Origin of the sequence: Promicromonospora sukumoe (assembly GCF_014137995.1) — a bacterium.
GTDB lineage: Bacteria > Actinomycetota > Actinomycetes > Actinomycetales > Cellulomonadaceae > Promicromonospora > Promicromonospora sukumoe.
The window spans coordinates 184,294-207,364 of the sequence record NZ_JACGWV010000003.1 but is presented as its reverse complement, the minus strand read 5'-3'; the positions used below and the strand labels follow the sequence as shown (position 1 = coordinate 207,364).

At 72.2% G+C, this 23,071-nt stretch carries 22 protein-coding genes; 8 read left to right on the top strand and 14 right to left on the bottom strand.

Going from position 1 to position 23,071, the window contains the following annotated elements; genetic code table 11:
- Positions 1-2,310 (top strand): substrate-binding domain-containing protein, encoded by a 2,310-nt coding sequence (locus tag FHX71_RS25020; protein ID WP_182620233.1) that lies wholly within the window; start codon positions 1-3, stop codon positions 2,308-2,310.
- 78 nt (positions 2,311-2,388) lie between these two features.
- Here the strand turns inward: FHX71_RS25020 and purD are convergent, their stop codons facing one another.
- The 3 genes from purD to FHX71_RS25005 form a co-directional block, all read right to left on the bottom strand.
- On the bottom strand, positions 2,389-3,678 hold the full coding sequence (gene purD, locus FHX71_RS25015) for a phosphoribosylamine--glycine ligase (protein ID WP_182620232.1): 1,290 nt from the start codon (positions 3,676-3,678) through the stop codon (positions 2,389-2,391).
- Between the two features lie 17 nt (positions 3,679-3,695).
- Positions 3,696-4,988, bottom strand: a complete 1,293-nt coding sequence (locus FHX71_RS25010) for an adenylosuccinate synthase (RefSeq protein WP_182620231.1) — start codon at positions 4,986-4,988, stop codon at positions 3,696-3,698.
- Between the two features lie 78 nt (positions 4,989-5,066).
- Entirely contained in the window at positions 5,067-5,510 is a 444-nt protein-coding gene (locus tag FHX71_RS25005; RefSeq protein ID WP_182620230.1) for a DUF3151 domain-containing protein, read from the bottom strand.
- Positions 5,511-5,671: 161 nt separating this feature from the next.
- Between FHX71_RS25005 and FHX71_RS25000 the strand changes: the two genes are divergently transcribed.
- Positions 5,672-6,076 carry an STAS domain-containing protein gene (locus FHX71_RS25000; protein WP_108495292.1) on the top strand — a complete coding sequence of 135 codons (405 nt, stop codon included), beginning with the start codon at positions 5,672-5,674 and terminating at the stop codon, positions 6,074-6,076.
- 143 nt (positions 6,077-6,219) lie between these two features.
- On the opposite strand, the gene FHX71_RS24995 is transcribed toward FHX71_RS25000, so the two are convergent.
- A complete protein-coding gene (locus FHX71_RS24995; protein WP_182620229.1) occupies positions 6,220-8,505 on the bottom strand; it encodes a SpoIIE family protein phosphatase in 2,286 nt (761 codons plus the stop codon).
- Here FHX71_RS24995 and FHX71_RS24990 point away from each other — a divergent pair.
- Entirely contained in the window at positions 8,483-8,701 is a 219-nt protein-coding gene (locus FHX71_RS24990; RefSeq protein WP_182620228.1) for a hypothetical protein, read from the top strand. The genes FHX71_RS24995 and FHX71_RS24990 overlap by 23 nt on opposite strands.
- A gap of 332 nt (positions 8,702-9,033) precedes the next feature.
- Entirely contained in the window at positions 9,034-9,405 is a 372-nt protein-coding gene (locus FHX71_RS24985; protein ID WP_312877208.1) for an STAS domain-containing protein, read from the top strand.
- 115 nt (positions 9,406-9,520) lie between these two features.
- Here the strand turns inward: FHX71_RS24985 and fbaA are convergent, their stop codons facing one another.
- The 3 genes from fbaA to FHX71_RS24970 form a co-directional block, all read right to left on the bottom strand.
- Positions 9,521-10,540 carry a class II fructose-bisphosphate aldolase gene (gene fbaA / locus FHX71_RS24980; RefSeq protein WP_020015710.1) on the bottom strand — a complete coding sequence of 340 codons (1,020 nt, stop codon included), beginning with the start codon at positions 10,538-10,540 and terminating at the stop codon, positions 9,521-9,523.
- Between the two features lie 157 nt (positions 10,541-10,697).
- Positions 10,698-11,930, bottom strand: a complete 1,233-nt coding sequence (locus FHX71_RS24975) for an MFS transporter (RefSeq protein WP_182620227.1) — start codon at positions 11,928-11,930, stop codon at positions 10,698-10,700.
- 75 nt (positions 11,931-12,005) lie between these two features.
- A complete protein-coding gene (locus tag FHX71_RS24970; RefSeq protein WP_220490480.1) occupies positions 12,006-12,647 on the bottom strand; it encodes a TrmH family RNA methyltransferase in 642 nt (213 codons plus the stop codon).
- A 190-nt stretch (positions 12,648-12,837) separates the two neighbouring features.
- On the opposite strand from FHX71_RS24970, the gene FHX71_RS24965 reads away from it, so the two are divergent.
- The gene (locus tag FHX71_RS24965; protein WP_182620225.1) at positions 12,838-13,614 is read left to right on the top strand and encodes an HAD-IIA family hydrolase; all 777 of its coding nucleotides are present in this window, start codon (positions 12,838-12,840) and stop codon (positions 13,612-13,614) included.
- A gap of 50 nt (positions 13,615-13,664) precedes the next feature.
- On the opposite strand, the gene FHX71_RS24960 is transcribed toward FHX71_RS24965, so the two are convergent.
- Together FHX71_RS24960 and pyrE are read right to left on the bottom strand one after the other, a co-directional pair.
- Positions 13,665-14,393, bottom strand: coding sequence for a type III secretion system chaperone family protein (locus FHX71_RS24960; protein ID WP_182620224.1), 729 nt, complete (start codon positions 14,391-14,393; stop codon positions 13,665-13,667).
- A gap of 80 nt (positions 14,394-14,473) precedes the next feature.
- Complete coding sequence (gene pyrE / locus FHX71_RS24955) at positions 14,474-15,049, bottom strand: orotate phosphoribosyltransferase (protein WP_182620223.1); 576 nt, start codon at positions 15,047-15,049, stop codon at positions 14,474-14,476.
- A gap of 89 nt (positions 15,050-15,138) precedes the next feature.
- Between pyrE and FHX71_RS24950 the strand changes: the two genes are divergently transcribed.
- Complete coding sequence (locus FHX71_RS24950) at positions 15,139-16,236, top strand: magnesium and cobalt transport protein CorA (protein WP_182620222.1); 1,098 nt, start codon at positions 15,139-15,141, stop codon at positions 16,234-16,236.
- A gap of 19 nt (positions 16,237-16,255) precedes the next feature.
- Here FHX71_RS24950 and FHX71_RS24945 read toward each other — a convergent pair whose 3' ends face one another.
- Genes FHX71_RS24945 through FHX71_RS24930 form a run of 4 tightly spaced genes read right to left on the bottom strand, consistent with a single transcriptional unit; the run spans position 16,256 to position 20,153 of the window.
- Positions 16,256-17,035, bottom strand: a complete 780-nt coding sequence (locus FHX71_RS24945; protein WP_182620221.1) for an SDR family NAD(P)-dependent oxidoreductase — start codon at positions 17,033-17,035, stop codon at positions 16,256-16,258.
- A 19-nt stretch (positions 17,036-17,054) separates the two neighbouring features.
- Entirely contained in the window at positions 17,055-18,557 is a 1,503-nt protein-coding gene (locus FHX71_RS24940; RefSeq protein WP_182620220.1) for a tripartite tricarboxylate transporter permease, read from the bottom strand.
- Positions 18,550-19,155 (bottom strand): tripartite tricarboxylate transporter TctB family protein, encoded by a 606-nt coding sequence (locus FHX71_RS24935; RefSeq protein ID WP_182620219.1) that lies wholly within the window; start codon positions 19,153-19,155, stop codon positions 18,550-18,552. Before FHX71_RS24935 ends, FHX71_RS24940 begins: the two co-directional genes overlap by 8 nt.
- Complete coding sequence (locus FHX71_RS24930; RefSeq protein ID WP_182620218.1) at positions 19,152-20,153, bottom strand: Bug family tripartite tricarboxylate transporter substrate binding protein; 1,002 nt, start codon at positions 20,151-20,153, stop codon at positions 19,152-19,154. The genes FHX71_RS24935 and FHX71_RS24930 overlap by 4 nt, the downstream gene beginning before the upstream one ends.
- Before the next feature lie 185 nt (positions 20,154-20,338).
- Here FHX71_RS24930 and FHX71_RS24925 point away from each other — a divergent pair, with 185 nt between their 5' ends.
- Complete coding sequence (locus tag FHX71_RS24925) at positions 20,339-21,640, top strand: sensor histidine kinase (RefSeq protein ID WP_312877207.1); 1,302 nt, start codon at positions 20,339-20,341, stop codon at positions 21,638-21,640.
- Positions 21,637-22,362 (top strand): response regulator, encoded by a 726-nt coding sequence (locus FHX71_RS24920; protein ID WP_182620217.1) that lies wholly within the window; start codon positions 21,637-21,639, stop codon positions 22,360-22,362. Before FHX71_RS24925 ends, FHX71_RS24920 begins: the two co-directional genes overlap by 4 nt.
- A gap of 240 nt (positions 22,363-22,602) precedes the next feature.
- Here the strand turns inward: FHX71_RS24920 and FHX71_RS24915 are convergent, their stop codons facing one another.
- Positions 22,603-23,022 (bottom strand): rhodanese-like domain-containing protein, encoded by a 420-nt coding sequence (locus FHX71_RS24915; protein WP_182620216.1) that lies wholly within the window; start codon positions 23,020-23,022, stop codon positions 22,603-22,605.
- Positions 23,023-23,071: the final 49 nt, after the last annotated feature.

Sequence of the window (23,071 nt, the reverse complement as noted above, 5' to 3'; positions counted from 1 at the left end):
ATGCTGGGTGGAAAGCGCAGGTATGTCATCGGGGTGCTGTCCCCGGTGGTCGGGGGCTACTACTTCGGGCGGGTGCTCGCCGGCATCGCGCGTACCGTCCGTCCCGAGGGGCACCGGGTCGTGGCGGTGCAGACCTATCCGGCGGACCTGGAGCGGGCGCAGTTCCCGGACCGCCCGCCGGGCACCGCAGCGGTGAGCCTCGGGCGGCTGGACGGCGTCATCGTCATCACGTCGGCCGTCGACGAGGCCACGCTGCTCCGGATCGAGGCGGACGGGACGCCGGTCGTGCTGGTCAGCGAGCGCGCGGCCGGCATCGACGCCCCGGTCGTCACGCCCGACAACGAGGGCGGTACCCGGGCCGCGGTCGAGCACCTCATCGCGCACGGGCACCGCGAGATCGGGTTCCTCGGCAGCCTGCGGCAGGCCGACATCGTCGAGCGGCACGCCGCCTACCTGGCGACGCTCGCCGCCCACGGCATCACGCCCCGGCCCGAGTGGCTCTACCGCACGAGCGACAACCAGGAGGCGAGCGCGGCGGCCGTGGCGCGGGCCCTCGTGGCCGGCCCCGGCCTGCCGACGACGGCGACCGTCGCGGCGACCGACCGCAACGCGATCGGGTTCTCGCGGGTGCTGCGGGCCGAGGGACTGTCGCTGCCGCGCGACCAGGCGGTCGTCGGCTTCGACCACTCGGAGGCGGGCTCGCGCGTGCGCCCCCGGCTCGCGACCGTGGACCCGCACCACGACCAGGTCGGCGAGCTGGCCGTGTCCCTGCTCCTGTCCCGGATCCGGGGCGAGCGGGTGGCGGGTCAGCACCTGTCGCGCTCCACGCTGGTGACCCGCGAGTCGTGCGGCTGCCTCGACGCGCGGGCGGGCGCCCTCCTGGAGGGCCTGCCTGCCCAGGAGGGTTCGACGGCGTGGCGCCGGTTCGGCGAGGTGGCGCGCGCGACGTTCGACGGCGCCGAGGCGCGCCTGGGGACCGGCGCCGACCTGGAGTCGTGGATGCGCGGCGTGCAGCGGGTGTTCCGGGGCGCCGCGGCGCTGGGCCAGCCGCCCACGCAGGCGACGCTCGCGAGCCTCGCCGAGAGCACGCGCGTGCTGCGGCCCCACCCCGAGGCGCTGGAGCAGCTCATCCCCGCGCTGCGGGCGGTCGAGGAGGAGTTCCGGGAGCAGGTACGGAACGGGCAGGCGGCGACGGGTGCAGGGACGGGCGCGGAGCCTGCGCCGTCGGGCAGGAGCGGGGCAGGAACCGGGAGCGGGACCGGGGGCACGACGACGGGGGCGCCCCGCGCCCCGAGCCGCGCCGCCCGGGCCCGCGCCGTCACCCGGACGGCGACGGACGTGCTCGTGGCGCTGAGCGCCGGGTGCACCCAGACGCTGCTGGCCCGGTCCGGGCAGCTCGAACGGACCATCACCGACCAGTACGAGCTCGACCTCGACCTGCTGCACGCCGACGGCCGAGCCATCCGCGCACTGACCTGGCTGCCGCGCGGGCACCGCAGCCCGGCGACGCTCGCCCTGTGGACGGATGCCGAGGACCCTGTGGACAGGGCTGTGGACGACCCCGTGGCCGGGGCGCGGACCCTGGAGATCGTCGGCACCACCGCCACGTCCCGCCAGGCGACGGCGCTCGTGGGCAAACGCATGCCGGTGGGCCGGTTCCCGCCGCCCGCGTTGTCCGGCGACGGCGTCGTCTTCGTGGTGCCGGTGACGTTCGGGCAGAGCGACTGGGGCATGCTTGCGATCGCAGGCGGGGTGGACACGCGCGCCACGAGCTCCCGGGACAAGTACGACCACTGGGCCGCGATGGTCGCCGTCGCGCTGGACCGGGAGGACCGGCTGACGTCGCTGCAACGCCAGCGGGCCGCCCTCGCGGAGGCCGCGGACCGGGAGCGGGCGCTCGTGCTGGACCTGCGCACCGAGGTCGAGCGCAGCGCGCTGGTCCAGGACGTCGCCCTGGAGGGCACCTGGGACTGGGACATCGCGAGCGGGCAGGTGTTCTACTCGCGCACCTGGCGCGCCCTGGTCGGCCTGCCCGACGACGCCCCGTGCACCGGCATCGAGGAGTGGACCGGGCGCGTGCACCCCGACGACGTGCGGGCGGTGCAGATCGCGATCGCCCGGCAGCTCGCGGGCGCCGCGGACCCGCTCGACCTGGAGCACCGCCTGGTCGCGGCGGACGGACGCGAGATGTGGGTGCGCTGCCGCGCCACGACCGTCACCGACGACGCGGGTGTCCGGGCCCGCATGATCGGCGTGCTGATGGACGTCACCGGGATGCCGGCGCGGGAGCGGCGGGGTGTGGCGCGCTGACGGCGCGGCACCCGACGGAACGGCGACGGCGCGCCACCCGGCGGGGGCGGCGCGCCGTCGTCGGGCAGGGAGGCCGTGCTACGGGACGGTGACCTCGCCGCGCTCCGCCTTCAGCGCGATGTCGGTGCGGTGGTGCGAACCCTTGAGCTCGATGCGCGCCACGCCCTCGTAGGCCCGCGCCCGGGCGTCGGCCAGGTCGGTGCCCAGCGCGACGACGGACAGCACGCGCCCGCCGGCGCTGATCAGGTCGCCCGTCTCGGAGAGCCCGGTGCCGGCGTGCAGCACGTGCACCCCGGCGAGGATCTGGGCGTCCTCGATACCCGTGATCGGGTCGCCGGACCGGGCCGACGCCGGGTAGCCCTCGGACGCCACGACCACCGTCACGGAGGCCTCGGGGCGCCAGCGCAGCGGCTCCAGCTCGCCGAGGTTGCCGCGGGCCGCCGCGAGCATCACGTCGGACAGCGGCGTCGCGAGCCGGGCCAGCACGGACTGCGTCTCCGGGTCCCCGAAGCGCGCGTTGAACTCCACCACGCGGGTGCCGCGGCTGGTGAGCGCGAGCCCGACGTAGAGCACGCCGGAGAACGGCGTGCCGCGGCGGGCCATCTCGTCGACGGTGGGCTGGGCGATGCGGGCGACCACCTCGTCCACCAGGCCCGACGGCGCCCAGTCCAGCGGGGTGTACGCGCCCATGCCGCCGGTGTTGGGGCCCTCGTCGTCGTTCCCGACGCGCTTGAAGTCCTGCGCGGGGACCAGGGGCACCACGGTCGTGCCGTCGCACACGCAGAACAGCGAGACCTCGGGGCCGTCGAGGTACTCCTCGACCACCACGCGGCCGTTCTCGCCCGCGAGGCACGCCGCGCCGTGGACGAGCGCCGCCGCGCGGTCGTCGGTGACGACCACGCCCTTGCCGGCCGCGAGGCCGTCGTCCTTGACCACGTACGGGGCGCCGAAGGCGTCCAGCGCGGCCTCCAGCTCGTCCACGTCGGTGCAGACGTGCGCCATCGCGGTCGGCACGCCGGCGGCGGCCATGACCTCCTTGGCGAACGACTTGGAGCCCTCGAGCCGGGCCGCCTCGCCGGACGGGCCGAACACCGGGATGCCCGCGGCCCGGACCGAGTCGGCGACGCCCGCGACCAGGGGCGCCTCCGGGCCGACGACGACCAGTTCCGCCCCGATCCGCTGCGCCAGCTCCGCCACGGCGGCCCCGTCGAGCGCGTCGACCGGGTGCAGCGTGGCCGCTCCCGCGATGCCCGGGTTGCCGGGCGCGGCGTGCAGCTCGTGGGAGGCGACGCCGGAGACGTTCTCCCGGTCGAGCGAGTGGACGATGGCGTGCTCGCGGGCACCGGTCCCGATGACGAGGATCTTCACTGTGGCAGAGGTCCTTCTCAGCGCTGGTGGATGAGGTCGTGGACGGGGATGATCTCGTCACGCTTGGGGCCCACCCCGATGGCGGAGATCCGGGTCCCGGACATCTCCTCGAGCGCCTTCACGTAGTTCTGCGCGTTCTTCGGCAGGTCGTCGAACGAGCGCGCCTGGGAGATGTCCTCCCACCAGCCGTCGAGCTGCTCGTAGACCGGCTTCGCGTGGTGGAACGCCGTCTGGTCCGTCGGCATCTCGTCGTGGCGGACGCCGTCGACGTCGTACGCCACGCAGACCGGGACCTTCTCCATGCCGGTGAGCACGTCGAGCTTGGTGAGCACGATGTCGGTGAGCCCGTTGATCCGGGTCGCGTAGCGCGCGATGACGGAGTCGTACCAGCCGGTGCGCCGGGCGCGGCCCGTGGTGACGCCGTACTCGCCGCCGGTCTTGCGGAGGAACTCGCCCTTGTCGTCGAACAGCTCCGTGGGGAACGGCCCCTCGCCCACGCGCGTCGTGTACGCCTTGATGACGCCGATGACGGAGTCGATCCGGGTGGGCCCGACGCCGGAGCCGGTCACCGCGCCGCCCGCCGTCGCGCTCGACGACGTGACGAACGGGTAGGTGCCGTGGTCGATGTCGAGCATCGTCGCCTGGCCGGCCTCGAACAGCACGTTCTTGCCGTCGTCGAGCGCCTTGTTGAGCTCGACGGCGGTGTCCGTGACCATGGGCCGCAGGCGGTCGGCGTGCTGCAGCAGCTCGTCGAGCGTCTCGTCGACCGTGATGGCGCGCCGGTTGTAGACCTTCACGAGCAGGTGGTTCTTCTGGTCCAGCGAGCCCTCGATCTTGGCGCGCAGGATCTTCTCGTCGAACAGGTCCCACATGCGGATGCCGACGCGGTTCGTCTTGTCGGCGTACGCCGGGCCGATCCCCCGGCCCGTGGTGCCGATGCGGCGCTTGCCGAGGAACCGCTCCGTCACCTTGTCGATGGTGCGGTGGTACGGAGCGATGATGTGCGCGCTGCCCGACACGAGCAGGCGGGACACGTCCACGCCGCGCGCGATCAGCGCGTCGAGCTCCTCGAACAGCACCTCGATGTCGACCACCACGCCGTTGGCGATGACCGGCACCACGCCGGGCGACAGGATGCCCGACGGCAGCAGGTGCAGGGCGTACTTCTCGTCGTCGATGACGACCGTGTGCCCCGCGTTGTTACCACCGTTGAACTTGACCACGTAGTCGACGCGGGAGCCCAGGAGGTCCGTCGCCTTTCCCTTGCCCTCATCGCCCCACTGGGCCCCGACGAGCACGACGCCTGGCATGGATCTCCACCTTCTCAAATTCCTAGGGTTGCTCCGCACGGGTGCGCATCGAGAGGCGCCGGCGGGCCGCGCCCGAGTCTACTTCGTGGTGGGCACCAGGGCGCGAACCTCGTCCACGGACGTGCCGGAGTCGCCCAGGAACGTGGCGCAGCGCTCGGCCTCGGCCTCCTCGCCGATGCGGTGCGCGGCCTCCGAGAGCGCGAGGAGCGCGCGGAGGAAGCCCTGGTTCGGCACGTGGGCGGCCGGGATCGGGCCCTGCCCGCGCCAGCCCGACCGGCGGAGCGCGTCGAGCCCGCGGTGGTAGCCGGTGCGCGCGTAGGCGTACGCCTCGACGTCGCCCGCGGGGGTGCCCGCCGTGAGCGCGCCCTCGGCCAGGACCGCCCACACCAGGGACGACGCCGGGTCCTGCGCCGCGACCTCGACGGGGTCGACGCCGTCGGCCAGCCGCTCACGGGCGGTCGGGTGGTCGTCGGCCAGCAGCGTGGGGGCCGGACCCTGCAGCAGGTTCTCGTGGGAGCTCATGCTCGAATTCTCACACCTCGGGAACATCCGGGGAGCACCGACCACATGGTAGGGACAACACGGGACAAAGAGGTCGCACAGGATTGCCCATACCGCCACTGGTGACGGTGAATTTTGCCTTTCATCCGGTGCGATCGAGCAACAGTCGTTACGCTCGACACATGATCGAGATCGCGACGTCTCCCACGACGACGACGCTCGTGATCGCCGGCGACCTTGACCTTGCCGAACGAGACCAGTTCCCGGAGATCGCGGCGCGCGTGGTCGGCCTGCGCCGACAGCTGCTCGTCATCGACATGTGCCGGGTCACCTTCATGGACTCGACCGGCGCGGCGTTCCTCATCTCCCTGGCCGACGCCGGCCGCAAGCGCGGCGGGGCCACCGTGATCCGCGGGGCCGACGAGCGCGACCTGTTCGTGCTCGAGGTGTGCGGCGCCATGGAGCTCTTCCGGGTGGACGACGAGCACTCGTGCGAGCCGGCCGCCCCCGACTCGGGGTTCGCGGTGATGACCTCCCGGGACGACGACACGTCTCCGTTATCCCACCGCGACGTGTCCACGGCGTAAAACGTTATCCAACCCCTCCGCCGAGATAGAACTCTGGCGAGGTAGGACCGCAGCGAAGTAGAACCCTGGCGAAGTAGAACCGCAGCGCACCCCGTCCGGTGCGCTGCGGTTCTACTTCGCCAGGGTTCTATCTCGCCAGGGTTCTACTTCGGCGGGGTGGGCTGGCGGCGCAGCTTCGCCCAGACCAGCTTGCCGCTGCCCGACGGGCGCCAGCCCCACTCGGCCAGCCGGTCCACGATCTGCATGCCGAACCCGCCCAGGCGGTTCGGGTGACCGTCGGTCGCGACGGGCGGGGCGGGGTTGTTGTCCTCGACCTCGATGCGCAGCCCGTCGCCCGTGTCGTACAGACGCAGCGCGATGTGGCCCCAGCCGTGCAGCACGCCGTTCGCCACCAGCTCGGACACGACCAGCTCGGCCTGCGCGGACTCCTCGATGCCCCACGCCTGGCAGGTGCGCAGCACGGCGTGCCGGGCGCGGCCGATCGACGACGGCTCGCTCGGGAGCATCCAGCGCCGCCAGCGCGGCGACAGGGCCGTCTCCGTGGCGTCGCCCGCCGGGTCGGGGATGCGCACGACGACGATCGCGACGTCGTCCTCCGGCGCGTCGGCCAGACGGGACAGGAGCTCCTCGCCCACGCCCGCGGCGTCGCGGGCCGTGATCGCCGACGCCGTCTCCAGCAGGGCCTCCAGGCCCAGCCGCAGCGACCGGTCGCGGCGCTCGATGAGGCCGTCGGTGTAGAAGAGCAGCGTGTCGCCAGGCTGCAGCCGGGCCTCGCCCGTCGTCCGCTCCCGGGAGCCGAAGCCGACGAGCGCGCCCCCGCCGTCGTCCAGCTTGATGACCTCGCCGCCGCGCAGCAGGAGCGGCGGCAGGTGGCCCGCGCGCGAGTAGCCGACCGTCCAGACGTCCGGCTCCTCCTCGCGCTGCAGGGAGGCGTACACCATGCTCGCCGAGCGCGGGATGCCCATGCCGGCGACGAGCTGGTCGACGCGCTCCAGCACCCGGCTCGGCGTGGACAGCTCGAACGCGTACGAGCGCACGACCGAGCGAAGCTGGCCCATGGTGGCGGCGGCCTCGACGTCGTGCCCGACGACGTCGCCGATCACCAGGCCGACCAGCTCCGGCGAGATCTGCAGCACGTCGTACCAGTCGCCGCCCACCTGCGCGTGCTCGGCGTTCGGGGCGTAGTAGGTCCAGACGTCCAGGCCGGCGACGTCGGCCTGCTCGGGGAGCATCGCGCGCTGCAGGGTCTCGGCCAGGCGGTGCTCGCGCGCGTACATCCGCGCGTTGTCGATGGCGCTGCCCGCGCGGCGCGCCACGACCTCGATCACGGTGCGCAGAGTGTCGGGCTCCTCGGACTCGACGTAGTCGCCCGGCTCCTCCTCGTCCGGCACGATCACCACGAGGCCGAGCACGTCCCGCCGTCCGGCGACGGGGTGCACCACCACGGAGTCGGGGGCCTTGCCCAGCTCGTCCGCGAGCCGGAGCGTCAGGTCGCGCTGCAGCCAGCCCGACGCCGAGTGCGGCGCGTGCGGGATGTCGAGGTGCAGCGTGACGGGGCCGTCGAGCACGCCGTCGAGCACGTCCTGCACCGAGTCCACGACCTCGAGGATCGGCATGGGGCCCGTGGTCACGGAGTCGCCGAGGGCATCGGTCTGCGGACGGCGGCGCTGCGTCTTGTCCGCGATGTTGTCGCCCTCGATGTACCGCGCGTGCCGGCGGCCACGGCCGCTCGGCGGGGCGGCGACGTCGACGCCGGCCGCGTGCTTGAGGCCGTCGTCGTTCACGTAGAAGCCGGCCCAGCGCACCATCGTCTGGAGCAGCTCGGCGATGTCCCGCAGGGCGTAGGGGTACTCGAGGTCGGTGAGGATCTCGGTCGTCTGTGCGATGAGGTCGAGGTCCTCGCGCTGCTGGCGCTCGATCTCCAGGCTCGCGACCTGCGCGGCGTGCCGCTCCACGTGGTCGGTGACGTCCACGCTGAACCCGACCCAGTGGGTGATGCGGTCGTCGTGGCCCGCGCGGGCCGGGGTGAGCGTGAGCTGCGCCCAGCCCTGCGTGCCGCCCCGCAGGTGCGACCGCACCGTCGCGTGCACCTCCTGGCCCGCGTTCACGAGCTCGGTCATCCGCTCCAGGTCCTGCGGCTCGACGAGCATCTCGCCGAGCCGGCGCACCGTGTAACCGGCGAAGTCGCTGAACCGCACGCCCGCGTAGCGCTCGAACGCCTGGTTGGCCCACAGCATGGGCATGCCGTCCTCGGTGGGGCCGGTCAGGAACACGGGGATGCCGACGGACACCGCGGCGCGCAGCACCACGTCGCCGACCGACGGCGGCAGGGTGCGCGGGATGCCCGTCCCCGAGACGCGCGAGCGCGGCTCGGAGCCCGGCACCCGGTAGGTGCCGCCCGGGGGCGTGGGCGGGATGCTCGGCGGCACGCCGGCGGGTGAGGGCGGGGGCCGGCGGCCGCCGCAGCCGTTCCCGTTCGCGCCGTCGTCCGACGCGTCGTTCGTCGGCGCGTTCACCGGCGTGTCGGAAGGTGCGTTCGATGATGCGTTCGAGGGTGCGTTCCGGGATGCGTTCGGCGCGTCGCCGGACGTTCCTTCGCTGATGCCGTTCGATATTCCGTCCTGAGTCGGACCAAGGCCGAAAACGGAAAGGCCGGGGTGCCGCGGCGGCGGAGAGGACGGTGACAGACCGGATGAATCGGTCAAAATGCCCTCCCTACGGTATCTATTGCTCGAGGTGCTGTTCCAGCAGGACATTCAACCGTAGATTGGGACAGTCCGAGATCTGAAGCACAACCTCTATCATCGGACCGATACAGCGTCACGACCACTGCTCCCGGAAGGAGAACCGTGCAGGACGGAACCTATGACCCGCCGCGCGGTCCGCAGGGCGGGAGCCCCCAGGACCCCGGACATCAGACTCCAGAGATCGGCGATCCTGCGAGCATCCACGTCATCGTGGGTCGTTCGCGCGCACGGATCGTTCTCTCCGGCGAGATCGACGCCGACATCGGCGGCGACCTCCACGAGGCGACGGCCGCGGCCGAGGAGTCGCGTCTGCCCGTCGAGATCGACGCCCACCACGTGACCTTCATGGACTCGTCCGGCGTCGCGTTCCTCGCGCGTCTCGCGAGCCGGAGCCCGCACCGCGTGCGCGTGCTGCGCGCGCCCCCGACCGTGCGCTTCCTGCTGGAGGTCACCCGGATCGGCGACCTCCTGGACATCGTGGACGAGGACCCGGGCTTCGAGCTGGACGACGACGGCCCCTCGGGCCCGCCGTCGGGCACCACCCCGGCCCCGGCCGGCGTAGGCGGCCCGCCGGCTTCCTGAGCCCGCGCCCGCTGGGTGGGTGGCGTGACAAACCGAATGATCGGCAAAAGGTCAGGTGGTCGGCAGCTCGAGCTGCCGACCACCTGACCTTTTGCCGATCAAGCGAGCGGGATGCTCACATCTTGTGGCCGGCCGAGCGGAGCTGCTGGCAGGCCTCGACGATGCGGGCGGCCATGCCGGCCTCCGCCGTCTTGCCCCAGGCGCGCGGGTCGTAGGCCTTCTTGTTGCCGACCTCGCCGTCCACCTTCAGAACACCGTCGTAGTTCTTGAAGAAGTGGTCGGCCACCGGACGCGAGAACGCGTACTGGGTGTCGGTGTCGATGTTCATCTTGATGACGCCGTTGTCGACGGCCGCGGAGATCTCCTCCGCCGTCGAGCCCGAACCACCGTGGAAGACGAGGTCGAACGGCATCTCCTTGCCGATCTCGGCGCCCACGGCCTTCTGGATGTCGAGCAGGATCTCCGGACGCAGCTTGACGGCGCCCGGCTTGTACACGCCGTGCACGTTGCCGAAGGTCAGGGCCGTGAGGTAGCGGCCGCGCTCGCCGGCGCCGAGGGCCTTGATCGTGGCCAGGCCGTCCTCGGGCGTCGTGTACAGCTTGTCGTTGATCTCGGCGGTGTGGCCGTCCTCCTCGCCACCCACGACGCCGATCTCGATCTCGAGGATCGTGCGCGCGGCCTGCGAGAGCTCGAGCAGCTCGGCGGCGATCACGAGGTTCTCCTCGATCGGCACGGTGGAGCCGTCGAACATGTGCGACTGGAACGTCGGGAGGCCGCCGTTCTTGACCTGCTCCGCCTCGATGGCGAGCAGCGGCTTGACCCAGGAGTCGAGCTTGTCGGCCGTGCAGTGGTCCGTGTGGATGGCGATGTTGACGCCGTAGCCCTTGGCGACCTCGGTGGCGTAGGCCGCCAGCGCGAGAGAGCCCGAGACGCGGTCCTTCACCGTCGAGCCCGAGGCGTACTCGGCGCCGCCCACGGAGACCTGGATGATGCCGTCCGACTCCGCCTCGGCAAAGCCCTGAAGTGCGGCAGTAACGGTCTGCGACGAGGTGATGTTGACCGCGGGGTAGGCGAACTTGCCGGCCTTCGCCCGGTCGATCATCTCGGCGTAGACCTCAGGGGTTGCGATGGGCATCTGCGAAACTCCAAACGAATGGTGAGGTGGGCGGTCGCAAGTGTGTCCAAGGCCGCCCGGGGATGCACCATCGATCTTGCCACGATCCACCAGTGGTCGTGTGCGGTCGTTCGACAGTCGAACGGCCGAAACGCTGTGGTTTTCGTCTTTCCGATACTTACCCGGCCGGCCGCCCCTCCGGGTTGCGGCCGCGGATCGGGGTGAAGAACGCGACGGCGACCACGCCCAGGTAGATCGTCGCGACGGCGAGCAGCGGCCGCGCGGCGCCGAACCGGTCCGCCGCGGCGGTCAGCGCGGCGGCGCCGAGGGGCGCGAGGCTGTAGTGGATGGTCCAGAAGGCGGCGGTGACCCGCCCGAGCAGCGGATCGGGCGTGACCGTCTGGCGCAGCGACATCGAGGAGACCGCCGCGAGCATCAGCCCGAACCAGAACCCGAGCACGGCGGCACCGAGGACGAGCACGTCCTGGCTCAGGGCCAGCACGGCCGCGGCAACGCCGCACAGGGTCATCGCGCCGAGCCAGAGGGCGCCGAACCCGAGCTTCCGGCGCAGCCAGGCGGACAGGGCCGCCGCGACGCACGTGCCGACGCCGGCCGCGGCCATCACGTACCCGACGACGTTCTCACCCTGCTCCAGGCCGTACCGCACCTGGTAGATGATCACGTCGGTCATGCCGTAGGTGACGAAGGTCGTGATCGTCAGGAAGACGGTCAGCACCCGGAGCACGGGGTGGCGCCACAGGAAACGGGCACCCGTGACGAACCCGGTCCGCAGGTCGCGGCCGAGGCCGGCCCTGTCCGACGCCGCAGGCGCCACCCGGTCGAGCCGGACGGCGAGGAGACCGAGCGCCGAGATGCCGAAGGTCGCCGCGTCGATCGCGATCGCCGCCGTGACCCCGAGCGCCGCCGCGACGAGCCCGGCGAGCGCCGGCCCGCCGATGCTGGCCAGCGAGGCCGTGGCCTGGAGCCTGCCGTTGGCCTCGGCCACCCGGTCGCGGCCGACGATGTTCGGCACGGCCGTGATGTAGGTGATCTGAAAGAGCTGCCCGAACACGGACGCCACACCTGCGACGACGAAGAGCAGCCACGTCTGCGGTTCGATCGCCCAGCACACGGGCACGGCCGCGAACAGGAGCAGGCGCGCCACGTCGCACACGATGAGGAGCCGCCGCCGGTCGAACCGGTCGACGATCGCCCCGCCGACGAGGCCCATCGAGAGCGACCCGGCCGCCATGACGCTCGTGAGCAGGCCCATCTGTACCAGCGACCCGGTCGCCTCCAGCATGAGCAGCGGGAAGGCGATCACCGAGAACGAGTCGCCGAGCACCGAGAACGTCTGGGTGCCCCAGAAGAGGAGGAAGTTCCGGTCGCGCGCGAGGGATCGCCGGTTCACCTGACGATCCTGTCGGAGCCGCGAGCCCCGGGCAACGATTTTCCGCCGCTGTCCCGGGCGGCGGCGCGGGGCGGGTCAGGCGTGCTGCTGCATCCAGGCGTGCATGGCGATGGCGGCCGCCGCGCCCGCGTTGATCGAGCGGGTCGACCCGTACTGGGTGATGTGCAGCACGACGTCGCACGCCGCCTGGGCCTCCGCCGTCAGGCCCGTGGACTCCTGGCCGAACAGCAGCACGCACTCGCGCGGCAGCGCGTGCCCCTCGATCGGCACCGACCCGGGCACGTTGTCGATGCCGATGATCGGCAGGCCCCCGGCCCACCCGGCCAGCGCCTCCGCGTCCGGGTGGTGCGTCACGTGCAGGTAGCGGTCGGTGACCATCGCGCCCCGTCGGTTCCAGCGGCGTCGGCCCACGATGTGCACGCCCGCCGCGTTGAACGCGTTGGCCGTGCGGACCACCGAGCCGATGTTCAGGTCGTGCGCCCAGTTCTCGATCGCCACGTGGAACGGGTGCCGGCGCGTGTCCAGGTCCGCGACGATCGCCTCGACGGTCCAGTACCGGTAGTGGTCGGCCACGTTCCGGCGGTCGCCGTCGGCGAGCAGCTCGGGGTCGTAGCGGGGGTCGTCGGGCAGGATGCCCGGCCAGGGTCCGACGCCGACCTGCGGCTCGTCCACGGTCGAGGCGGCGGTCTCGGCGGGCTCGCTGGTCATGCCTGTCATTGTGCCCCGCCAGGCTCGGACCGCGCCGTCGGCCTCCATCCCGTAAGCGGCCTGCCGCTCCGGCTCCCGGGGAGACTGCTGCTCCCAGGGGTGTGTTGCGGAGAGTAGACGACGTCTACCGAAAGCAACGTAGCCCCAGCACCTGGTCTCTCCGCCGGGGTCCGCGCAGCGAGACACTAGGCTGGCGCCCATGATCGAGCGGACCACCGAAGCCTGGCTCACGGACATGGACGGCGTGCTGGTGCACGAGGGGACGGCCCTGCCCGGCGGCCCCGAGTTCATCAAGGCCCTGCGGGACAAGGACCTGCCGTTCCTCGTCCTGACGAACAACTCGATCTTCACGCCGCGCGACCTGCGCGCCCGGCTCGCGTACAGCGGGATCGACGTGCCGGAGCACAACCTCTGGACGTCCGCCCTGGCCACGGCGCAGTTCGTCGCCGACCAGATCCCGAACGGCAGCGCGTACGCCATCGGCGAGGCGGGCCTGACGACGGCGCTGCACCAGGCGGGCTACACGCTCACCGAGTCCGACCCCGACTACGTGGTGCTCGGCGAGACCCGGACGTACTCGTTCGAGGCGATCACCAAGGCCATCCGCCTGATCGTCGACGGCGCCCGGTTCATCTGCACCAACCCGGACGTGACCGGCCCGTCCCAGGACGGCCTGCTGCCCGCCGCGGGCTCGGTCGCCGCGATGATCACGGCCGCGACCGGCCGGCAGCCGTACTACGTGGGCAAGCCCAACCCGGTGCTGTTCCGGTCGGCGCTCAACCTGATCGGCGCGCACTCGGAGTCGACCGCCATGGTCGGCGACCGCATGGACACGGACATCCTGGGCGGCATGGAGGCCGGCCTGGAGACGTTCCTGGTGCTCACCGGCTCGACGTCGATCGAAGAGGTCGAGAAGTACCCGTTCCGGCCGAGCCACGTGAAGAACTCGATCGCGGACCTGGTCGACCTGGTCTGACGACGGGGCCTGGCGGGCCCGACGCACCCGGCCCAACCCGGCCGGGAAGGTCAGGTCAGACCGGGGATGCCGAACCCGTCGATCGTGCCGCCCGACTCGAAGCGCGGACCGCCCTTCTCCATGGGCAGCACGATGCGCGCGACGTCGGCGACCCGCTTGGCCCGCTCGGTCAGCGACGTCACGTCCGTGCGGCCCGGACGCCACAGGAGCACCGACGGGCCCTCGATCCGCAGCCGGGAGCCGTGGAAGTCGGGCAGCATGACGATGTTCGCGAGGCGGGCGTCGAGCGCGCGTCGCGCGAAGAACTCGTCGGAGGCCCGCACGAGCCACTGTCCGTCGAACGCCGGGTTGTCGATCTGGACGTCCTGCGCGCCGAACAGCTTCTGCCACTTCTCGCGGAGGCCCTCCGGCGACAGGTCGACCACGGGCTCGCCCGGGATCGCGTCGAGCGCCACCACGTGGGCGCTGCGACGCAGGCCCAGCTTGCGGGTGTCACCCTCGGCCGCGCCGGAGCGCCAGGTGTAGGTGAACGAGACCATGTCGAAGCCGTCCACGTTGCCGCGGACCACGTCGCGCGCCGTGCGGTCCAGGCCGATGCCGAACGGCCGGCCGCTCCACCGCTGGGCGAGCACCGGGTCGGTGCCGACGTACTCCCAGCCGTTCGCCTCGGCCCAGCGCTCGACGTCCTGCGTACGCCCACGGCCCATGTACCGCGACGCGACGAACGTGAAGATCACGACGCCGGCGACGAGCAGGACTAATGCGACAAATGGCCCCATGAACTTAAAGATACCGTAGGGCTAGGCAAAAGTCTCCACGACGGAGTGATATGGAGACGGCCAGTTTACGGTATGAGGCCTCAGGCGAGGCCGAGGTCCTCGAGGCCGTACAGGTAGTGGTACGGCACCCCGAGCGCCTCGATCTTCTCGCCCGCGCCCGTGGCCCGGTCGACGATCGTGGCGACGCCCAGCACCTCGGCGCCGGCGGCACGGGCGGCCTCGATCGCCGCGATCGGCGACCCGCCCGTCGTCGTCGTGTCCTCGACGACGACGACCTTGCGGCCCGCGATGTCCGGGCCCTCGATCTGGCGCTGCATGCCGTGCGCCTTCGCCGCCTTGCGCACGACGAACGCGTCCAGGTCCTGCCCGCGCGACGCCGCGGCGTGCAGCAGGGCGTCCGCGATGGGGTCCGCGCCCAGGGTCAGGCCGCCGACGGCGTCGATCTCGGCGGTGCCGAGCCCGACCTCCTCGAGGTGGTCCAGCAGCACGTGCCCCACGAGCGGCGCGGCCCGGTGGTGCAGCGTGATGCGGCGCAGGTCGACGTAGTAGTCGGCCTCCTTGCCGGAGGACAGGGTCACCTTGCCGTGCACCACGGCAAGCTCCTTGATGAGCTCGGCGAGCTGCTCGCGCGGGGTCGGGGAGAAGTCAGCGTTCACGGTGCAAGGGTACGTCGGGCGTGCCGCCCGCAGCCGCGGGCCACCGGACCGCGGCACGGGTTGCCGTCCGGCTCTGGGAAGGTTCTGCTGTGAGCATCATGGACAACGCGGTGTACGTGGACGGCAGGCGCACGGCCAACCCGGTCAGCATCGAGGAGACCTGCGAGACGACCCGCGAGCGCGGCGGCATCGCCTGGGTGGACCTGGCCTGGCCGGCGCCGGCGGAGATCGAGGCCGTCGCCGCGGAGTTCGACCTGCACCCGCTGGCGGTCGAGGACGCGATCAACGCGCACCAGCGCCCCAAGGTCGAGCACTACGACGACGTGCTGTTCGTGGTGCTGCACCCCGCGCGCAGCGTGGACGACGACGGCGACGGGCACGTGGACCGCGTCGAGTTCGGCGAGGTGCACGCGTGGGTGGGCCCGGACTTCGTCGTCACGATCCGGCGGTCCGTCACCCCCGACCTGGACGCGATGCGCGGCCGGCTGGAGCAGGACCCGGACCTGCTGCGCCTCGGGCCGGTCGCGATCCTCGCGGCGCTGCTCGACGAGGTCGTGGACACCTACCGGCCCGTGGTCTCGCGCCTGCGCGGCGACATCGACCAGATCGAGGACCAGCTCTTCTCCCGCGACCCCGAGGTGTCGTTCCGCATCTACGAGGCGACGCGCGAGGTGATCGGCCTGCAGCGCGCCACGGGCCCGCTGGTCGAGATGCTCCAGGACCTGTACGACGCCAAGCGGGAGTACGCCGACGAGCAGTCCGTCGCCGCGCACCCGGACGACACCGCGCGGCCCGACGCCGACGCGCAGGACCACCGCTGGGTCGAGCTGCTGCGGAGCCTGCGCAACGTGCTCGACCACGCGATCAAGCACGCCGAGACCGCGGAGACGTTCCGGTCGCTGCTGACCAACGCCCTGAACGTGCACTCGACGCTCGTGACGCAGGAGCAGAACGAGGAGTCGCGCCGGATGACGGAGATCAGCCTCAAGCAGGACGAGCAGATGAAGAAGATCTCGGCCTGGGCGGCCATCCTCTTCGCGCCCACGCTGGTCGGCACGATCTACGGCATGAACTTCGACCACATGCCCGAGCTGCACTGGACCTTCGGGTACCCGCTCGCGATCGGCGGGATGATCGGCCTGGGCGGCATCTTCTACGGGCTCTTCAAGCGGGTCGGCTGGCTCTGACGTCAGCGGTAGCTGGACGTCAGCGGTAGCTGCCGACCGCCCGGACGGCCCAGCGAGGCATGACCCGCAGGGCGGCGGAGGCGGCCTTGTAACGCAGCGAGGGGGTGGACAGGACGACGCCGCGGCGCACGTCCGCGAGCGCCGCCCGCACCACGTCCTCGGCCTCCAGCCAGCCCCACTCGGGGACGATCGACGATTCGGTGATGCCCGCCCGCGCGTGGAACTCGGTGTGCGTGAAGCCGGGGGCCACCACGGTGGCCGTGACGCCGGTGCCCTTGAGCTCGGCGGCCAGCGACTCGGTGAAGGTGCGCACGTAGGCCTTCGCGGCGGCGTACGTGCCGCCGGCGGTGAGGGCGGCGACGGAGCCGACGTTGAGGACGGCGCCACGCCCGCGTTCGCGCATCTGCCCGACGGCGGCGTGGGTGAGCTCGACGACGGCCTTGACCATGACATCGATGCCGCGGCGCTCGGTGGTGACCCGGCCCGCCGAGAACGGCGAGCTCGTGGCGAACCCGGCGTTGTTGACGAGCAGCCCGACGGGGCGCAGGTCGCCGTCGTCGGGCCGGCCGCCGACGACGGCGAGCCGCCGGGCGACCCGCGCGACGTCGTCGGGCACGGAGAGGTCCGCCGGCAGCACCTCGACCGCCACACCGGTGGCGGTGCGGAGCTGCGCGGCGACCTCCTCGAGCCGTTGCTCGTCCCGTGCCACGAGGACCAGGTCGTGCCCGGCGGCCGCGAGCTGTCGCGCGAACTCGAGACCCAGGCCGGCGGACCCGCCGGTGATCAGTGCTGTGCCCATGGGGGCACCCTAGGCCTCCTCAGACCTCCTCGGCCCGCTCCCGGCGCTTGAGCCAGATGCCGACGACCAGGAGCACCACGATGGCGATGTACGCGGTCGCGGCGAACGGGCTGGTCACCAGGTAGGTCAGGTCGCCCTGGCTGATCGCGAGGGAGCGGCGCAGCCGGTCCTCCGCCATCGGGCCGAGGATCATGCCGACCACCAGGGGCGCCACGGGGTACCCGTACCGGCGCATGAAGAACCCCGCCAGGCCGATGAGCACCAGGATCAGCACGTCCACGGGCGAGAAGTTCAGCGCGTAGGAGCCCAGCGCGCCGAACAGGAGGATGCCCGCGTACAGGTAGTGCCGCGGGATGCGCAGCACCTTGACCCACATGCCCACGAGCGGGAGGTTCAGCACCACCAGCATGATGTTGCCGATGTAGAGGCTGGCGATGAGTGCCCACACCAGCGCCGACTGGTTCTGCAGGAGCAGCGGACCGGGCTGGATGCCGTAGGACTGGAACGCGACGATGATGATCGCCGCGGTCGCCGTCGTGGGCAGGCCGAGGGTGAGCAGCGGGACCAGCACGCCCGACGCCGCGGCGTTGTTCGCGGCCTCGGGTCCGGCCACGCCCTCGATGGCGCCCTTGCCGAACTGCTTGCGCCGCGGGCCGGCGAGCCGGCGCTCGGTGGCGTAGGAGAGGAAGGTCGCGACGTCGGCGCCGCCGGCCGGGATGGTGCCGACGGGGAACCCGATGGCGGCGCCGCGCAGCCACGGCTTCCAGGAGCGGCGCCAGTCGTCGGGCTTCATCCAGGTGCGCCAGCCCTTCTCGACCGGGATGATCCGGACCGGTCCATGCCGCATCCGCGAGCCCACGTACAGGGCCTCGCCGACGGCGAAGAGGCCGACGGCGACGATGACGACGTCGATGCCGTCCGCGAGGTTGGGCACGCCGAACGTGAACCGCTGCTGGCCGGTGAGGGTGTCCGTGCCGACCAGGCCGAGGAACAGGCCGAGGGCGAGCGCGGCGAGGCCGCGCGGCACGGAGGACCCGAGCAGCGCGCCCACGGTGACGAAGGCGACCACCATGAGGGCGAAGTAGTCGGGTTCGCTGAGCTGCACCGCCCAGCGCGCGATCACCGGCGCCAGGAACGTCAGCGCCACGGTGGCGAGCGAGCCGGCCACGAACGAGCCGATGGCAGCCGTCGCCAGCGCAGCGGCCCCGCGCCCGGCGCGCGCCATCTTGTTGCCCTCGATCGCCGTGACGATCGAGGCGGACTCACCGGGTGTGTTGAGCAGGATCGACGTCGTCGACCCGCCGTACATGCCGCCGTAGTAGATGCCGGCGAAGACGATGATCGCCGCCGTCGGGTCCAGCGAGTACGTGAGCGGCAGGAGCAGGGCGATCGCCATGGCCGGGCCGATGCCCGGCAGCACACCCACCGCCGTGCCGACGAACACGCCGAACAGCGCGTACAGCAGGTACATCGGATGCAGGACGGTGGCGAACCCGTCCATCAGCGCCGAGAAGTTATCCACGGAGGAAAGACACCCCTTCGAGCAGCGGGCCGGCCGGGAGCGACAGCCCCAGCATCCCGCCGAAGATCACCTGGATCACCAGGCCCAGTACGAGACCCACCAGGGCGGCGCGCCACCACGGGCGCGCGCCCAGCACCACCGCGGCGCCCGCGAACAGGAGCGCGGCGGCGAACGGCCAGCCCACGACGTTGATCGCGAACACGTGCACCACGAGGACGACCGCGAGAAGCGCGACCGTCAGCCAGTCGGTACGGATGGTGGGGTCGACGTCCTCGCCGCCCTCCTCCTGCCCGCCCCGGCCGGTCAGGACGAGCGCGACCAGCACGAGGCCCGCGGCGACGAGCATGCCGCCCACCAGGTACGGGAAGGCCCGCGGGCCCAGCGTGTTGGTCGAGCCCGGGACGATGATGCTCCCGGCCGCGACCAGCACGTACGCGCCCAGCGCGGTCGTGGCCAGGGCGAGCACGAGCTCGCCCCACCGACGGCGCGGCGGCTCGGCCGGCACCGGTTCCGGGACGCCCGGCGGCGGAGGGCCGGCCTCCGCCGTCGGCGTGTCCGGGAGGTCGGGCGCCGCGGGCGCCGCGCCGTCGGCGCTCAACGGATGAGCCCGATGTCCTTGAGGACGGTCTGCGACTCGGCGATGTTGCCCTCGAGGTACGTGTCGAACTCCTCGCCGGCCAGGAACGCGTCGTCCCAGCCCTTCTCCTCCAGGGTCGCCTGCCACGTCTCGGACGCGACGAGGTCGGTGACCGCGGTGGTCAGCGTCTCGCGCTGGGCGTCGTCGATGTTGCCGGGGGCGACCACGCCGCGCCAGTTGGTCAGCACGACGTCGTAGCCGGCCTCGGTGAGGGTGGGCGTGTCGGGCAGGGCCTCGACGCGCTCCGCGCCGGAGACGGCGAGCGCCCGCAGCTCACCCGCGTTGACCTGTTCCGCGTACTCGCTGACGCCCGAGATGCCCGCGTTCACGTTGTTGCCCAGCAGCGCCGCCAGGGACTCGCCGCCCCCGGAGTAGGCGATGTAGTTCAGCTTGTTCGCGATGAGGCCCGACTCCACGCCACCGGCCTGGAGCAGCATCCCGGCGAGGATGTGGTCGGTACCGCCGGCCGAGCCGCCGGTGATCGAGACCTTCTTGCCGTTCGCGTCGATGTCCGCGACGAGGTCGTCGATGGTCTCGTACGGCGACTCCTTCGGGACCACGATCACCTCCTGCTCCTCCGTGAGGCGCGCGATCGGGGTGGTGTGCTCGATCCGGGCCTGGGACTCGTTGGTCTCGACGGCCCCCACCATGACCAGGCCCATCACGAGCAGGGTGTTCGGGTTGGTCGCGTTGGCGATGTTCGCCAGGCCGACGGTGCCGCCCGCGCCGTCGACGTTGGTGACGGTCGCCGAGCCGACCAGGCCCTCCGACTGCAGGCCGGCCTGCATCTCACGGCCGGTCGTGTCCCAGCCGCCGCCGGGTCCCGCGGGGACGACGATGCTGAGCTCGTCGATCGCGGTGTCGTCACCGCCACCGCCGGACTCCAGCAGCGAACAGCCCGCGAGGGCCAGGGCCAGGACGATTCCTACCGGGACGGCCCCGGTACGGATATTGCGCATTTCTCCTCCTTGAGCGGATGCGTGTACTCGTCAGCCGGCCGCTTCGGCGGCTCCCGGTCCACTTCGGCGAGAGCGTAGGGACGACGGGTGGCGCGGCCCGGGTTCTGGTCGCAAGGAAGGTTGTGGTCGTTTCGGTCATACCCGCAACTACCGCGCGGGGTGTGACCCGGTGCACACTTGCGTCCGTGAGAAGAGCGATGACGCTCCGGGCGCAGCTGCTGGTGCTGCAGGTCGTCATCGTGCTCGTGCTCGTGTGCACGACCGGGCTGGTGGCCTCCGCCCTTCAGGAGCGGCAGCTTCGTGAGGCCTACGTCGACCGGATGTCCGGGGTGGCGCAGTCCGTCGCGCGCCTGCCCGTCATCCTCGACGCGTTCGACGACGAGGACCCGTCCGCGACGATCCAGCCGATCGCCGAGGTGATCCGCGAGGCCTCCGAGGTCACGTACGTGGTGGTCACCGACGAGAACGGCGTCCGCTACTCCCACCCCGACCCGGAGCAGATCGGACGGCGGGTCTCCACCGACCCGTCGGTGCCGCTGTCCGGGCAGGTCTGGACCGGCACGCAGACCGGCACGCTCGGCACGTCGTGGCGGGTCAAGGTGCCCGTCTTCGGCTCCGCCGCCGACGACTCCTCCCCCGCCCCCGTCATCGGCACCGCCAGCGTCGGCATCCTGGAGTCCGAGCTGCGCGCCGATCTGACCGACGAACGGGGCTGGCTGCTGGGGACGCTCGCCGCCGCGACGGTGGTCGGGGTGGTCTGCGCGGCGTGGGTGACCCGGCTGGTCCGCCGTCGGATCTACCTGCTCGAACCCGACGACATCGCGACCCTGCTGGAGACCCGCGGGCTCACGGACGCCCTGCGCTCCCAGTCGCACGAGTTCGCCAACACCGTGCACGTCATCTCCGGCCTCCTGGAGCTGGGCCGCACCGAGGAGGCGGTCGCGTTCATCGAGCGTTCGGGCTACGGCGGGCTACTCAGCACGTCCGCCGTCGCGCCGGGCGTGCGCTCCCCCGAGATCGCCGCGCTGCTCCTGGTCAAGACCATCACCGCGCGCGAGCGGGGCGCGACGCTCGACGTCGCCGAGGAGACCACGCTGGACGCGCCGACGACGCCGGACGCCTCCGCCCTGCACACCGACGCCCTCGTCGTGCTGGGCAACCTGATCGACAACGCGGTCGACGCCGCGGGGCCCGACGGCCGGGTCCGCGTGCTGCTCCGGGCCGACGGGGACCGGCTGCACCTCCAGGTCGACGACGACGGCCCCGGCATCCCGGCGTCGCTGCACCACCAGGTGTTCAAGGCCGGGTTCTCCACCAAGGTGCCCGGCGACCGGGAGCACAGCCGCGGCATCGGCCTCGCCCTCGTCCGACGGGTCGTGGACCGACGGGACGGCGAGGTGGAGCTCGGGACGGGCGACCTGGGCGGGGCGTGCGTGCGCGTCGAGCTGCCCCTGCCCGTGCCGGTGCCCGTGGGGGCGGACGCGTGACCGGACAGGCGCGGACCCTCGTCGTCGAGGACGACCCCGTGGTCGCGACCGTGCACCGGGGCTTCGTGGAGAGCCACCCGCGGTTCGTCGTCGTCGGCGAGGCGCGCACCGGATCGGACGCCCTGCGCCTGGCCTCCGCGCTGCGCCCCGACCTCGTGCTGCTGGACCTGCACCTGCCCGACATCGGCGGGCTCGACGTGCTGCAGCGGCTGCGGATGCTGCCCGGCCCGCCCGTCGACGTCGTCGCCACGACGGCGGTGCGCGAGCTCGACAGCGTGCGGCAGGCCATGGCCGGCGGGGTGGTCGCCTACCTGGTCAAGCCCTTCACGTCCGCCGCGCTGCGCGCCCGGCTCGACGAGGTGTGGCAGCGCCGCGAGGACGTGCGCCGGGCCCAGGACACCCTCGACCAGGACGAGGTGGACCAGCTCCTGGCCGGCCCGCGCGCCGCCGACCGGCTGCCCAAGGGACTCTCCGGCCGCAGCCGCGACCTGGTCCGGGAGGCGCTGGCGCGGTTGTGCGGGGCGGTGGCTTCGTCCGGGTCTGGGGTGGGCGGGCCCGGGGCGGCCCGGGATGCCTCCGCGGCCGAGGTCGCCGAGGTGGTCGGGATGTCGCGGGTCAGCGCCCGCCGCTACCTGGAGCACCTGGTCGCCGAGGGGTACGCGCAGGTCGCGCCGCGGTACGGCGCGACGGGCCGCCCGGAGAACCGCTACCGCCCGGCGTAACGACCCCGCCGTCGGGCGTAATGACTGGTTAGGCGGGGGACCAGTCATTGTGCCGGGATCTGGGGGTGGAAACGGGCACAATCGCTGGTTCGCGAGGGACCAGTCATTGTGCCCGGCCGTGGAGCTGCCGCCCGGCGTAATCGCTGGTTAGCGCGGAACCAGTCATTGTGCCCGGATCTGGGGGTGGAAACGGGCACAATCGCTGGGTAGATCAACGCGGTCGGACAGGGTCAGACAGGGTCAGACCGGCGCCGTCAGCGGGTCCGTCTTCGGCTGGACCGGGCCCGTCGCCGTCTCGTAGGCGAAGCCCTCCCGGACCCAGTACTCGAACCCGCCGATCATCTCCTTGACCTGGTACCCCAGCTTGGCGAACTCCAGCGCCGCCTTCGTCGCCCCGTTGCAGGCCGGGCCCCAGCAGTAGACGACGACGGGCAGGTCGCGGTCGACGGTCTGCACCGCGCGCAGGCGCACCTTGCCGCCCGGCAGGTGCACGGCGCCGGGGATGTGCCCCTGGTCCCAGCAGGCCGGGGAGCGGACGTCGACCAGTGTGAACGGGCTGCCCGCGGCGAGCGCCGCGTGCACGTCGCTGACGTCGGTCTCGAAGGCGAGGCGCCCGGCGAAGTGGGCGACGGCGGCGGAGGTGTCCGGGGTGATCGTCATGGCCAGAGTGTGCGGACGCCGTCGTCCCGGGGACAAGAGCCCGGGCGCG

Coding starts and splice junctions, on each gene's coding strand:
- FHX71_RS25020 (WP_182620233.1), top strand. CDS start 1: ATGCTGGGTGGAAAGCGCAGGTATGTCATCGGGGTGCTGTCCCCGGTG.
- FHX71_RS25010 (WP_182620231.1), bottom strand. CDS start 4,988: ATGCCAGGCGTCGTGCTCGTCGGGGCCCAGTGGGGCGATGAGGGCAAG.
- FHX71_RS25005 (WP_182620230.1), bottom strand. CDS start 5,510: ATGAGCTCCCACGAGAACCTGCTGCAGGGTCCGGCCCCCACGCTGCTG.
- FHX71_RS25000 (WP_108495292.1), top strand. CDS start 5,672: ATGATCGAGATCGCGACGTCTCCCACGACGACGACGCTCGTGATCGCC.
- fbaA (WP_020015710.1), bottom strand. CDS start 10,540: ATGCCCATCGCAACCCCTGAGGTCTACGCCGAGATGATCGACCGGGCG.
- FHX71_RS24970 (WP_220490480.1), bottom strand. CDS start 12,647: ATGACAGGCATGACCAGCGAGCCCGCCGAGACCGCCGCCTCGACCGTG.
- FHX71_RS24965 (WP_182620225.1), top strand. CDS start 12,838: ATGATCGAGCGGACCACCGAAGCCTGGCTCACGGACATGGACGGCGTG.
- FHX71_RS24960 (WP_182620224.1), bottom strand. CDS start 14,393: ATGGGGCCATTTGTCGCATTAGTCCTGCTCGTCGCCGGCGTCGTGATC.
- FHX71_RS24945 (WP_182620221.1), bottom strand. CDS start 17,035: ATGGGCACAGCACTGATCACCGGCGGGTCCGCCGGCCTGGGTCTCGAG.
- FHX71_RS24930 (WP_182620218.1), bottom strand. CDS start 20,153: ATGCGCAATATCCGTACCGGGGCCGTCCCGGTAGGAATCGTCCTGGCC.
- FHX71_RS24915 (WP_182620216.1), bottom strand. CDS start 23,022: ATGACGATCACCCCGGACACCTCCGCCGCCGTCGCCCACTTCGCCGGG.